The organism is Pseudomonas mandelii (assembly GCF_002251635.1).
Classification (GTDB): Bacteria; Pseudomonadota; Gammaproteobacteria; order Pseudomonadales; family Pseudomonadaceae; genus Aquipseudomonas; species Aquipseudomonas mandelii_B.
In genome coordinates this window covers 32,626-46,170 of sequence record NZ_NMOJ01000163.1, presented here as the reverse complement: position 1 = coordinate 46,170, position 13,545 = coordinate 32,626, and the positions used below count along the sequence as shown (strand labels likewise).

Below are 13,545 nucleotides of genomic sequence, written 5' to 3'. Positions count from 1 at the left end.
TGCCAGCTGTACCCGAGCTTTTCGTCGCTGTCGCTGAAACGGGTATGGATCCTCAACGACATCTACGTGGCTGAAGACGCCCGCCGGCAGTTGGTGGCGGATAACTTGATGCGCACGGCGAAAAAAATGGCCAAGGAAACCCATGCGGTGCGGCTGCGGGTGTCGACCAGCAGTAACAATGAAGTGGCGCAGAAAACCTACGAATCCATCGGGTTCAAGGAAGACACCGAGTTCAAGAACTACGTGTTGCCGATCAGCGACGAGCTCTGATCCTGACGTCTGTGGGGAGGGAGCACGCTCCCTTCTCACTGAAAGGGTTATTTATTGTCACTCGACTTCCCGTCGCCTCATCGACATCCCCCGCTACAATCTCGACGCGCGCTTCACCAATCAGCCCGTATAATGCCGGCCTTTTCGGCTTGTAAGAAAAACTACACTCGTCTGTAGGCTTTCGCGAAGTCATCCGCACAGGCCTGCTGAGTCTGGCCGTCACCACAGGTGCCCCTCCATGGATTTCAACCCGATCGACCTTATCCTGCATCTCGANGTTTACCTCGATTTGCTGGTGAACAACTACGGGCCGTGGATCTACGCCATCCTGTTTCTGGTGATCTTCTGCGAAACCGGTCTGGTGGTGATGCCCTTCCTGCCGGGTGATTCCTTGCTGTTCATCGCCGGCGCTGTCGCAGCAGGCGGCGGCATGGACCCGATATTGCTGGGCGGCTTGCTGATGCTGGCGGCGATTCTCGGCGACAGCACCAACTACGTCATTGGTCGAACGGCCGGGGAACGCTTGTTCAGCAACCCGAACTCGAAAATCTTCCGCCGCGACTACCTGCAAAAAACCCACGACTTCTACGACAAGCACGGCGGCAAAACCGTGACCCTGGCGCGCTTCCTGCCGATCCTGCGCACCTTTGCGCCGTTCGTCGCCGGTATCGCCAAAATGCCCTACCCGCGCTTCTTCGGCTTCAGCGTGTTCGGCACCATCCTGTGGGTCGGCGGCCTGGTAACCCTGGGTTACTTCTTCGGCAACGTGCCGTTTATCAAGAAAAACCTCTCGCTGCTGGTGGTGTTCATCATCCTGCTGTCGCTGGTACCGATGATCATCGGCGTATTCCGCAGCCGCTTTGGCCGCGCCGCGTCCAAAACCCAATCGCACTGACTGGCGATGTGGTCCCTGAGCGCCTGGCGTCGCCGGCGCATCCTGGCCAGACACCCGATTGCCGACGACGTGTGGCAACGGGTGCGCCACCACCTGACCTTCCTCGACGGCATCAGCGCCGAGCAAGACCAGTGGCTGCGTGAAGCCTGCGTGGTGTTTCTCAGCGAAAAACACCTCACCGCCCTGCCCGGCGTCGACCTGCACCAGGAACAACGCCTGCTGCTCGCCGCCCAGGCGCAATTGCCGCTGATGAACCTCGGCGACCTCGATTGGTACCAGGGTTTCCACGAAATCGTGCTGTACCCCGACGACTTCCTCAGCCCGCAGCGCCATCGCGATGCCAGCGGCGTCGAGCACGAATGGGATGGCGAACACAGCGGCGAAGCCTGGCAACAGGGCCCGGTGATCCTCGCCTGGCCCGGCGTGTTGGCCAGCGGCCAGTGGGAAGGCTACAACCTGGTGATCCACGAGCTGGCGCACAAGCTCGATATGCTCAACGGCGACGCCAACGGCCTGCCACCGCTGCACCACGACATGCGGGTCAGCGAGTGGGCCAAGGTCATGCAGCACGCCTACGACGACCTCAATCGGCACCTTGACCGTAATCCAGACGCCGAAACAGCCATCGATCCGTATGCAGCAGAAAATCCCGCCGAATTCTTCGCCGTCACCAGCGAATACTTCTTCAGCGCCCCGGATTTGCTGCACGAGGCGTATCCACAGGTCTATGAGCAACTGAAGCTGTTTTACCGCCAGGACCCGCTGGCCCGGCTGCGGCAACTTCTGGCCGAGAACCCGGTCTATCAGGCACACGACTAAGGTCTCTACGACCCTTGGTCCGTAGCATCAACGGCGGAATATGCCTATAATCGCCGAAGGCGCCGCGACGAGTCATAGCTGGCTATGGCGAGGAGCGGCAACGCAGCATGACCGCAACGGACGCCGTCAAACGAGAACCCGGTCTATCAGGCACACGACTAAGGTCTCTACGACCCTTGGTCCGTAGCATCAACGGCGGAATATGCCTATAATCGCCGCCACTTTTTGGTCAATCCGGCCAAGTGTNCATGGCCAACTACGGGGGCAACGCCCAATGAGCTACAGCAAGATTCCGGCTGGCAAAGACCTGCCGAACGACATCTACGTCGCCATCGAAATTCCGGCCAACCACGCGCCGATCAAATACGAAATCGACAAAGACAGCGACTGCCTGTTCGTTGACCGTTTCATGGCCACCCCGATGTTCTACCCGGCCAACTACGGTTTCATCCCGAACACCCTGGCTGACGACGGTGATCCCCTCGACGTGCTGGTAGTAACCCCTTACCCGGTTACCCCAGGCTCGGTGATTCGCGCGCGCCCAGTCGGCATCCTGAACATGACCGACGACGGCGGCGGCGATGCCAAAGTTATCGCGGTACCCCACGACAAGCTGTCCCAGCTGTACGTGGACGTGAAGGAATACACTGACCTGCCACCCCTGCTGATTCAGCAGATCGAGCACTTCTTCGCGAACTACAAAGATCTCGAAAAAGGCAAATGGGTGAAGATCGAAGGCTGGGCCGGTGCAGATGCCGCTCGCGAAGCGATCACCAAGTCGGCTGCTGCCTACAAAGGCTGAGACGCCATTGGCCCCGCGCCTGTGACGACTTGAAAAAAACCCCGGTTGATCCGGGGTTTTTTGTGGGCGTCTATTAAGGGCCTTTTAAACGGGGCGTTTAGTTTCAGAACGCTACGTTTTTTCTTGTTTAATTTGTTCCAAATACGTCTTACATCCGGTCGTAAATTTCCCTCGAAATTTGAACGGTTCGTTTATTCAAAGCCCGGCCCAGCGGCCGTAGACTCGTGTTTATGAAAAAGAACACTAGCGGCCCACGGTTTAAAGCGCTCCTCGAAAAAGCGAAAATAACGACGACAGGATTTGCCGCTTTCTTCGACACGGAGCCGCAAAATATCCATAACTGGTACACCCGCGGTGTGCCCGCCTACCGCATGGAAGAGGTCTCCAGACTACTCTCGGTAAACAGCGACTGGCTCAAGACCGGCGAAGGCCCACAAGACTCCAAACATCTGCGCCTGCTCGACGAGTCCGGCAACACCTTCGACGCCCAGGCCATTCGCGGCGTCTACACGGTGGTCGAGCCGACCGATGTCGAACTGCCCCTCTACAAGGAAATCCCCATCACCCCGGGGTCCTGTAAAACCCACGTCGCCGAAGACCCCGGCCAATTCATCCGCCTGCCCAAAACCCACCTCGACTCCCTGGAAATCAAATACACGGATGTCTTCTGCGTGCACATGAGCGGCAACGGCATGGGCGAGCGCATTGAGGACGGCTCCACCCTCGCCATCGACCGAGGACTGACCAAGGTGATTGATGGGGAGATCTACGCCATCGAGCACGACGGGATGCTGCGAATCAAATACCTGCACCGGATGCCGGGCAATGCCCTGCGGCTGCGCAGTTACAACAAAGCAGAGCACCCGGATGAAATCTTCAATGCCGAGCAGATTGATAAGCAGAACATCAGGGTGCTGGGGTGGGTATTCTGGTGGTCGACCCTGAACAAACGGCGGCCGGCGGTGCCGTTTTTGTAACGCCCTGGCATTTTTACATCCCACAGGCATCCCACAATCCCTGTGGGAGCGGGCTTGCCCGCGAAAGCGATGGAACATTCACCCAAAAAATCGGATGGATTACCTGATCCCGAGCCCCCGATAGCTCTAAGGCGCACACCACACTGGGAATCCCCCAAGAAAATCAGTATGCTGCGCCCCACATTTGCGCATCACCCCGCCCCGCGGCTCTGATCGCACCGACACGGCAGATGATTTTCTCGCCGAGTCCCACAGCCGGACGCAAGATCCGGGTGTACGTTTTGAAGGCTGGCGAGGTTTACCAAAAATGAACCAAGCCAGTCCCCGAGAAGCCGGCCACAAGCCGGCTTTTTAATGCCTGGAAAAAGTAAATAGTGCAGCAACCTGCTGCACAATTCCTCACGGATAACTAAACCCCTTCACCAACGTCAACTCCCCCACCGCCCGCATCGGCACCAGAAAAGTCTCCATCTTCTCGTTAGGCGTCCCTTCCTCCGTAATCACCGTCACCTGCGCCGTCGTCAGCGCTTGAACCGCCTCCTCCTGCCCTTCCTCATCACTGCGATACCCGCCCCCGAAGTAATTCACATACACCAGATACTGCCCCTTGATCGGCGCCGGCATGGCAAAAATCTCCGGCCCATACCCCGTCGTCACGTCCACATCCAGCGCCGCACCATTCGGTGCAACCCGATCGCCATACCAAATGTGCGCACCGTCAGGCGTGATGAGGTGCAGATCCAGATCCGTGCCATCGCTGTCCCAGGCCAGCAGCACCCGCAACTTGGCCGGCGTAGCCCCACCACTGACATTAAGAAACTGCGTCCGAGACCGTTGCTGTCCATCAGGGCTACGAACTTCAACGCTGTTGCTGCCATTGGGAAACGAGAACGGTCGATCAAAACGCCCGGCCGGATCAATCTTCAGCGGCATGCTGACGCCGTTGACGATCAACCGCCCAGGTTCGCCGGACTTGGGCGCGGCTTTGATCTGCCCGGTGATGCGCGCAGTGTTGGCCTGCCCCAGCGGGGTATTCACCGAGGAGGCTGGATAGTTGACCGTCTGACGGAAGTTTTCACCCTCCCCCTCGGCCGCGCCGGTGCGCCAGCCGCCAACGGGCGTATCGAGTTTCACGCCGCTCTCAGCCGCAAAAACCGTCGGCAGTACACAAAAAGAACAAAGGAACAGGAAGACCTGTGGATAACGGAGTTTCATGGCCTATTCCAGCAAGAGATGTCGGGCGAGCCCTTCGATGTAGGTTTCATCCTGGCCGTTGGGGTGTGCTTCGAAGGCCAGGTGCAGGTATTCATGGGTCAGGTCGAGGCGGTCTTGCAGTGACAGCACGCCGCGCACATAGAGGCGTTGACGTTCGCGGTCGACGTAGGGGCGCCCGAAGGCCAGGCGGCAGACGGCGAAGGTGCTGACGTCGTTGTAGCCGACTTCGCTTTCCAACCGCGTGCGCCAGCCGCGGCGTTGCTTTTGAAGCCAGTCTTGCGCGGCGGGCAGTGCTTCGCAGGAGGCGACGGGGCTGTCCCAGCGGCTGAGGCTGGCGCGCGGGTAGGCGTGCAACAGGATGGCGTCGTAGCGCTGGCCGGCGTTGGCTTGTTCGACGGCGTGCTGCCAGGAGAGTTTGTCCGGGCCGGGTTGGTCGGAGTGGTAGGTGACGGTGCTGCCGGCGAGGACGAGGTCGCTGGTCCAGGCGGCAATGTGGCGTGATTCAGCGGTGGCCGGGCGTGGGGCGACGCGTTGGCGACTGCTGCTGTCGTCGATGCTCAGGCAGTCGCCGTGGCGGGTGGCGTTTTGCAGCAGGTAGGTTCTTATCGCGATGGCCAGGGCTTTGGCGGCTTCAACGGGTTCGGGTTTGGCTTCCCTTTGCAGGACGCGGGCGACGTATTCTTCACGGTCGAGTCGAGCGACGAGTTTGTCCTTAAGCAGAAACAGTTCGCCATCGCTGTGGATATCCAGCTGATTGCCATTGGCGAATTCGACGCGATAGTCGCCCTGCAGAGGCCCGGAAGAAACAACCCGATCCCCCGCAAGAACACGCCCGATCGGATAACGGGAAAACAGACCGACTTCGACGCAACGTCCCGCATCCAAAGGCCAATCCGCCGGCAACACCGAAGCCAACGCAGCACCGTAATGACGAAGCACCATCTGACTGGTCCCGCGCCCACCCGCCCAGATCGGCGTGCCGTCCGCCATCCAACCCGCAAACCCACCCTGACGCGACGAAGGGTCCTGATCGCCCAACCAGCTCCAGGTTTTCACCCGCAATCGGCCACCGAGTTCGCCGACGACATTGCCGTCAGAGGCGCTTAGCACCACATCGAGCAACACCCGCCGCGCCTGATCCTGCGCCGGCATCACGGCCAGCACTTTCAGCAATTCAGCCACGGAAACTCGCGTAGAAGGCTGTAACGAAGGCAGGTTCAGCAACCATTCCGGCGCCTGCCGAGCCTGCCAATATTCCCGCCAGCCTGCATCAGAAATACCCAATCGTGCAGGCTCGAAGTACAAGCCACACGATTTCACCAACGCCTGATCGCGCTCAATCTTGCCGCCCGCGGTGCAGCAATAAACTTCCTCTTTCGATTGCCCGCGACACTCATACGCTGGCTCACGGGCGCCGGTATCCACCAACCAGCCGTACACAAACAACTTCCACAAACTGCCCAACGGCGCCTGCAAATCACTGGGCAATGGCTCGCGTGAAATCACCTGAGTCCGGCTCAACGAAATCAATTCACCCTTGAAGCCCAGACGCAGCGGCTCCTCCTGCGCTGTCGCCAGCGCAGGGATCAAACACAGCAGCCACCAGAGCAGCGCTCGGGGCATGTCAGTTGACCGTGACCTGGCCGAGGGCCGGTTTCTGTTCCTGGGCTTGATGCTGCGGCGCGTAGACCTGAGTGAAACGCACCGGCGGCAGGTTGAATTGGCCTTTCTGTGAGAAGCGCACCAAATGACGCAGGCGCAGTTCGCCGCTCAAGGCATCGACCGGAATCGCGTAAGCCATCTGGCCCGGTTCGAAACGCGCTTTCTCCAGTGCGGTCGGCTCGGTGCCGGCCTTGCCCATCAACTTGATGCCCCACGTGGTGCGCTCGACATCCGCGCCCGGCGGCAGCGGCACTTCGAGCATGCCGTAGCGCAGCGGTTTGGCGGCTTTGCTGGTGATGATCACTTCGTCCAGGTACAGGCTGTCGCTGGACAAAGGCTTGCTGCCTATCGCTTCCAGCTTGAAGGTGAAGGCTTCGTCGCCCGGCACCAGACGCGACAGGCGACGGGTGATGGTCACCGCCATCGGCTCAACCGGCGGTTGCATGGTCTGGAAGCTCAACGCGGCGCGCAACGGACGTTCTTGCGTCCCGGTCAGCGACAACACGGCCGGTACCGGCGAAGCACCCTGCCACGTCCAGTACATCTCACCGGTATCACCGTGTTGTTTTTTCCAGCCTTCACCCGGGGCCAGTGCGATGGTGGGTGATGCCTGCTCGATGCTGCGTTGCAACCAGGTCAGCGCCAGAGCGCGTTCCAGGGTCGATTGCTGCGGCAGTAAACGTTGCAACAACGCTTGCGCGTGAGCCTGATCGAAGGGTTGCAGCGACAGGTTCAAGGCTTCGGCAAACGGTTGAGAACTGACCGCCAGCCGTTGTTGCGCATCCGGCAGTTGACGACTGAATGCGTCCGGCAGAGTCACCTTCGATTGCTTCGCCAACGAGGCAGTCAGCGCACGAGCAGCCGCCAAGCCAAGCGCCGAATCAGGATCGCTCATGACAAGGCTGTCCTCGCCATCTTCCATCAGGTTCGCAGCATTGCCCTCGCCTGCTTTTGCCAGGTCATCCATCAAGCCACTGAGCAACGTGTTGACCGGCAATTGCATCTGCTTGGCGAACGACAGAATCAGCGCCCGCTGCAACAGCGGCGTGTTTTTCGCCTGCTTGGAATACACCTCCAGCACCCGCTGCCAATGCTCCGGCGGCAGGCTCAGTTCAAGTGCTTTGCTGGCGTGCCAGTCGGCGTAATAGGCGTAGGCAGTGAGGAACGCATCCGGCTCACCGTCCATGCCCCACCAGGTGAAGCTCGCGGAAGGCCCGGCCATTTGCACCAGGCGCAGACGGCTGTTTTGCATGATCAGGCGCAAGCGATCGCGGATCTGCGGGTTCGACGACAAGGTCGGGTACGCAATGCTCAATGGCAGCAAACGACTTGCTGTCTGCTCGACACCGCCATACGGATAGCTCAGCAGATCATCGAGCGCCGAACGGAACAGCGCTTGCGGACTGTCATCCAGACGCAGGCGAATATCCGTCGCGTCCGCCGGCAAGGTCAGCGGTGTGTCGCCGCTGACCACGTCCAGGCTTTGGCTTTGCGTGACCTGCCAGCCTTCGCCGGTTGCAGTCAGGCGCACGGCCAGGGCGTCGGCGGTTTTGCCGTCCTGCACCAGTTCGGCGCTCCACTCGCCGGAGGTCAACGCAAACGCCGGCAGCGCGATGTAGTTGATGCCATTGTTCAGGGTCACCGGCACGCGCTGTTCGGCGCCGCCGTAATGGATCACCAACTCGGCCTTGACCGGTTTTTCTGCCTGACTGAAGGCGAACACACCGAGCTCCGGTTTGTCGCCATTGCGGAAGTGAGTCGGGCCGCTCCATTTCAGGTACAGCGGTTTCTCCGAGCGCAGGAATTGCTTCTTCTGCCCGACCTGGCCGTCATCGGCGATGGCGCGGGCAGTGATGCGCCAGCGGGTCAGCGAGTCCGGCATCTTGAAGGTGAAGCGGGTTTTGCCGTTGGCGTCGGTGATCAACTCCGGTTCCCACGCGGCGGTGTCGACGTCTTCACGACGGGGCCGCTCCAGCACTTTCACGCCCCGCTCGCTGCGATTGGCTTTGCCCGGTGCACCGGGGCTGCCTGGCAACGCAACGTCGTAGCTGATGAACGACAGACTGGCGCTGGTGCGCACATTGTTACGGCGCGGGTGGTAGAAGAATTGGTCGATGGTTGGCGCGACTTCCGGTTGCAGCGCGTAGACCATTTCATCGACCACGCTGACCGTCAGGTGTGCCGGAATCGGCTTGCCGGCGAACTGGGTGGTCAGGTCCACCGACACGGTATCGCCCGGCTGATACGCCTCTTTGTCCGTGACGATGGCCACGTCGATTTGCGGCGCAATCACCTTGATGCCAGCGTTCTGGAAACTGTATTGACCGCCCTTGGTGTACAGCACCGAGAACGTCAGGTTCGGCGCGAAGGTGTCCTTCACCGGGATGCGCGCGCGGTATTGGGTGTCGCTGAGTTTTTCCATCTTCAGCCAGTCGCCGCCCTTGGACAGCAACGCCGTGGCCTCGACTTTGTCCCGCTCAAGGGACAGCAGCGCATCGCTGACCGGCTCAGGGAAAGTGATCAACGCCAGGGCTTCGTCGCCCGCCTTGTACTCGGGTTTGTCGAGGACGATTTCCACGGTGCCGGGCACGGCTTTGACGCCATCGCCAGTCACCGAATGGCCGGTGGCGCCGACGACGCGGCCATGGTCATCCTTCAACGTCAGGTTGTAGGTGCCTGGACGGTCGAAGGCCAAGGTGAAGCTTTTATCCGTCGCGGCGAGTTTGCCTTCGCCAGTGCTCTGGTCTTCAAGGCGCACCCAACTGTAGCTGCCCGGCATGACGGCTTTGGCCTGCTCGCTGCCACCCTCATTCAAATAGCTGAACGCAACCTTGTCGCCCACGGCACTGAAGCGCTGCGGCGCGCTCAAGCGGAAACTCGCGGCACCACGGTCGATGAGGATTTCCTTGGTGGTCTTGACCCGATACGCCGCGCCATCGCTGGCAAACACGGTGAGCATGTAACGGCTCGGTTTTTCGGCGGCCGGCAGGTCGAGGGTCGCGTTGCCTTTGCTGTCGGTGGTCAGTTCGGTACTGGTCAGCTCCACCGGGAACTGACCGAGGTATTGCAGCTCGTTATCGACCATCGACAATTGCTGGGCGCGCAGGCTCAGGGTCAGCTTGGCATCGGCCACCGGTTTGCCGTCCGGGTACAGCAGCACCAGGTTGCCCTTGACCGGTTCGCCGGTGCGGTAATCCTGCTTGGCCAGGTTCAGCGAGATTTCGAAGTGCGGCTTGATGTATTCGGCAACGCGGAAGGCGCTGCTGTAGGCCTGGTCCTTGTAGCTAAAACGCAGCTCATAACCGCCGGCCACGGCGTTGTCCGGCAACTGGAATCGGCCTTGGGTGCCGGCCTTGGAATCCAGCTTCAGCGCCAGCGATTGCAGCGCTGTGCCGGTGGCATCGAGTACCGTCACGTTGACGTCGGCAGCGGTCGGCGCCACGGAATCCCGGGCGTTCTTGAACTCGCGACCGACGATTTTCAGCGACACCCAATCCCCCGGCCGATACAGCGGCCGGTCGGTGAAGGCGTAGAGTTTGGTGTCGTAGATTTCGCTGTCGTAATAGAAGTTTTCGGAGACAAACACCCCGCCCTCTTCGTCCTCGCCAATCACGAACGAACGCTCCGGGCTGACGTGTTTCAGGCGCAACAAACCATCGGCATCGGTGGCGCCGCTGCTCATTACACCCAGGCCATCGGTCCACAGCACATTGACCTTCGGCACCGAACTGCCTTCGTGCTTGCGCGCAGCCCAGACCACCAACTCATCACCGGCAATCTTGCTCACGGCCACAGTGTTGGAAACGAAGACCATGGTGGTGGCGCGGTACTTGCCGATCAGCGCTTCCACCAGATACAGGCCCGGTTTCAGGTTGCCCAACGGGATGTACACGTTACCCGGTGCGACGCTGACGAACTCGCTCGACGAACCGGCCAGATTCACACCGGTAGGCGGCTGGATCGGTTTGGCTTGCCACAGCGGATAACGGAACTGGCTGACCACCGGCAGGCCCGGAATCAGCGCGAATTGCGGCTGAGCGTCGTAAGGCGTTGGTGCAGCAATCGCGCTGCCCATCTTCAGTTCCGGCACTTCCTCGGTGACTTGTTTGCGGGACTCGTAGGAAAACGCCCGCTGCATCACCCGACGGGATTTGCGGTACCAGTTGTCCCACAGGTACGCGAGCGTATTCGACAAGCCTTCGCCCTTGAACTGGCCGTCGCTGACCACCCGGTGCAGGTTCTTCTGGCGCTTGAGGAAATCCAGTGGTTTGTCGATGCGGTACACGCGAATGTCGGCGCCGCCGTAAGGCTCCATGCGGAACCGACGGTAATCGCGGCCCGGCGCTTCGAGGCGGACCATCGCCTGTTCGTCGGCGGCGAAACTGCTGTCGGCCAGCAGGAAAAAGCTTTCACCGGCCACCGGCGTGTAGCCGCTCGGCTCGACGGTGTCTTCGGCGTTGACCGCCGAAAACGGCAGCACCAAAACCAACAGCAGAGGCAGGAAACGCGACATGCGGGCACCGATCATTGGGAGAGAAAGTTCAGTCGATAGACGCCGATGAAGTTGGGGTTGGCTGCGTCGGGTATCCATCGGGTGTCCTTCCATGTCATGAGTTGCTGCAGGCTTGCGGAGCGCATGCCGTTGTCAGTCGGGGTGGTGGTGCCGGTGTGATAGGCGATGTAGCGGCCCATCCAGATCATCAGGTGCTGGTCGTCGCCCTGATCGAAAAACATCAGGTCGCCGGGCCGGGCTTGCGCCAGATCGCGGCCGACCAGATGGCTGTTGAACTGAATCAGTTTGATTGCGTTGACGTACGGCCCGACTTTGCCGCCGCCCTGCTGCCATTGCTGGGCGAGGCCGCGTTGGGCCTCGCTCAGTTGCAGCTCTGGCGGCAGATATCGGTTGGACAGGCCATTGCTGCGCAGCCATTTGTCGTCGTGGACTTTCAGCGCTTCGTTGGCGGCGAAACGGACCAGGCCGGCGCAGTCCTGCTGATACCAGCGCGGGCTCGGGCCTTGGGACAGTTGTTCCTGGGCGATGCGCACGAACCAGGCGCGGAATACCTGGGATTGCTGCACGTCCAGCGGCGGCGCCTCAGTGGCAAAGGCTCGGGTGCCCAGTAGCAACGCCAGCAGGCCGAGGCCTCGGATAAGTGCTGTCACAGGGCTTTCCATTCCAGCGGCAGCCACTGCCAGTGGCCGTTGGGTTCGCTGCCTTCCGGCAAGGTCAGGGCGTATTTGCCATAACCGCCGAGCTTGCGCAGTTTCGGGATCAGGTAGGTTTGCGCGGCGTTGTAGAACACCGGCTCCATGTCCTGTGGCAGGCTGTCGAGGGTTTCCTGTTGCATCAGTTGCGCCATGGATTCCGGGCCGAAGTAGACCGGCATCAGCAGGTCTTTCGGCACCACGTCGGCCATCGGCGGGAAGCGTTTGTCGAGAGTGCCGAGGGCCTTGTCCACGAGCTTGTCGTCGAGGGAGAACAGCAACGTCGAACCGTGACGCGCCAAGCTGACTTTCATGAACGCCTTGCCGGTGATTGCGTCCGGGTTCTCGGCGTCCTTGGCTTTGTAGGGACCGAAGTTGGAGCTGACCTGGCGCTGCCACTGATGGCTTTGGCCTTCCTGTTTCTCGACCACCGGGAACGCGTGTTCTTCGACGTTGCCTTCATAGGCGCCGACCATCGAGCTGAACAGGTTGCCCAGGTCACCGTCGAGTTTGGCGCTGTCATCATCATTCAGGCTGGCCACCAGCAACGGCGTGTACAACCGCGAATCGGCGTACCAGCACAGCCCGGCGGCGCCGGCCATGTGTTCGGTCAGCGCCTGGGCCACGGATTCTTCGGCGCCGAGTTTCACCAGCAGCGGTTTCTGCTGTTCGGCGGCGAGCGGCAAGGCCACGCAGGCGCTGGCGCCCATCGGCATGGCTTGCCAGATCGGTTTGAAATCGAAGTCCGGCTGGTTGTCCAGTTCGTCCATGGCGAGGAAGCTATGCCAGCCCTTGTCGTCCATGTCGAAGCGCAGGCCGGCGAAATTCGGGATGAAACGCTGGTAACCCATGGCCAGGACGCTGGCGTTGACCGACAGGCGTTGTTTCACCTCGGGCGCGCGCGGTGGCAGGCCGAAGGCTTCGGGGAACAGTTTGTCGCCGTTGAGCAACGCGGCGATGGACTGGGTCGAAACGCTGCCCGGTTCTTCCGAAGCTCCGCCTTCTGGATCGTAGAGTTTGGTCGGGTTGGACAGCACCACCAGTTTGTCGCCATGGGAAGCGAACAGCAGCGCCTTGCTGTTGTTATAGGTCAGTTGATAGAGAGTCACGTCATCGGCGCCGACTTTCACTGTGGCGACGGCGGACAGCTGCGAATCATCCAGCGCCACTTTCGTCAGCGGCTCCAGCACCTTGGCCAGCCCCCCGCGATCCATCACCAACAAGAAGTCTTTGAGACGACCGTCCGCCCCACGCCACAACGCCACATCCGCCGGTTGATCGAAGAGCTGCTCGATCAAACTGTCCTGCAACTTCAGATCATGCTCATAAATGATTCGCCGCAGACTGCCGATCAAGCCGAGGCGATCGGCATGGGCTTCGTAATAGAAGACGAAATCTTCAGTCAGGGTTTCCTTGAGGAACGGCACCGCCAGCAAGTCCTTGGGCAATTGGCTCAGGGAATGGGTTTCGAGCAGACCGTCCGGGCGGCTCATGCCCAGTTTGTCGCTGGCCAACGCTGCCGGTGGCGTCTTGGGTTTGTGCATGAACCAGCCCAATCCGGCCGCGACGCCGGCCACCAGGACCAGCCCGACCAGCAGCGTCGGCCAGCGGCGAGGAGTTTTGGCAGCTGGCGTTTCGGCGGCCGGAGAAACAGTGTTATCGCTCATGTTCACAAAACCCGATGTCATCCGTGGAGCGGG

At 60.7% G+C, this 13,545-nt stretch carries 10 protein-coding genes; 5 read left to right on the top strand and 5 right to left on the bottom strand.

Features of this window, described 5'->3' with window-relative positions; all coding sequences use genetic code 11:
* From B7L09_RS20980 to B7L09_RS20960, 5 genes are all read left to right on the top strand, one after another.
* On the top strand, positions 1–270 hold a 270-nt coding region (locus B7L09_RS20980; protein ID WP_141213490.1), incomplete at its 5' end, for a GNAT family N-acetyltransferase.
* A 238-nt stretch (positions 271–508) separates the two neighbouring features.
* Positions 509–1,165: a DedA family protein gene (locus tag B7L09_RS20975; RefSeq protein WP_094470444.1), complete on the top strand. Its 657-nt coding sequence runs from the start codon at positions 509–511 to the stop codon at positions 1,163–1,165.
* Between the two features lie 6 nt (positions 1,166–1,171).
* Positions 1,172–1,984 carry a M90 family metallopeptidase gene (locus B7L09_RS20970; RefSeq protein WP_094470443.1) on the top strand — a complete coding sequence of 271 codons (813 nt, stop codon included), beginning with the start codon at positions 1,172–1,174 and terminating at the stop codon, positions 1,982–1,984.
* 274 nt (positions 1,985–2,258) lie between these two features.
* A complete protein-coding gene (gene ppa / locus B7L09_RS20965) occupies positions 2,259–2,786 on the top strand; it encodes an inorganic diphosphatase (protein ID WP_094470442.1) in 528 nt (175 codons plus the stop codon).
* Positions 2,787–3,016: 230 nt separating this feature from the next.
* Complete coding sequence (locus B7L09_RS20960; protein WP_094470441.1) at positions 3,017–3,763, top strand: S24 family peptidase; 747 nt, start codon at positions 3,017–3,019, stop codon at positions 3,761–3,763.
* Positions 3,764–4,162: 399 nt separating this feature from the next.
* On the opposite strand, the gene B7L09_RS20955 is transcribed toward B7L09_RS20960, so the two are convergent.
* Genes B7L09_RS20955 through B7L09_RS20935 form a run of 5 tightly spaced genes read right to left on the bottom strand, consistent with a single transcriptional unit; the run spans position 4,163 to position 13,512 of the window.
* Positions 4,163–4,978, bottom strand: coding sequence for a YfaP family protein (locus tag B7L09_RS20955; protein WP_094470440.1), 816 nt, complete (start codon positions 4,976–4,978; stop codon positions 4,163–4,165).
* 3 nt (positions 4,979–4,981) lie between these two features.
* Positions 4,982–6,601, bottom strand: coding sequence for a DUF2300 domain-containing protein (locus B7L09_RS20950; RefSeq protein ID WP_094470439.1), 1,620 nt, complete (start codon positions 6,599–6,601; stop codon positions 4,982–4,984).
* A gap of 1 nt (position 6,602) precedes the next feature.
* The gene (locus B7L09_RS20945) at positions 6,603–11,168 is read right to left on the bottom strand and encodes an alpha-2-macroglobulin family protein (RefSeq protein WP_094470438.1); all 4,566 of its coding nucleotides are present in this window, start codon (positions 11,166–11,168) and stop codon (positions 6,603–6,605) included.
* Positions 11,165–11,815 (bottom strand): DUF1175 domain-containing protein, encoded by a 651-nt coding sequence (locus B7L09_RS20940; protein WP_094470437.1) that lies wholly within the window; start codon positions 11,813–11,815, stop codon positions 11,165–11,167. The genes B7L09_RS20945 and B7L09_RS20940 overlap by 4 nt, the downstream gene beginning before the upstream one ends.
* Positions 11,800–13,512, bottom strand: a complete 1,713-nt coding sequence (locus B7L09_RS20935) for a DUF2138 domain-containing protein (RefSeq protein WP_094470436.1) — start codon at positions 13,510–13,512, stop codon at positions 11,800–11,802. Before B7L09_RS20935 ends, B7L09_RS20940 begins: the two co-directional genes overlap by 16 nt.
* Positions 13,513–13,545 lie beyond the last annotated feature (33 nt).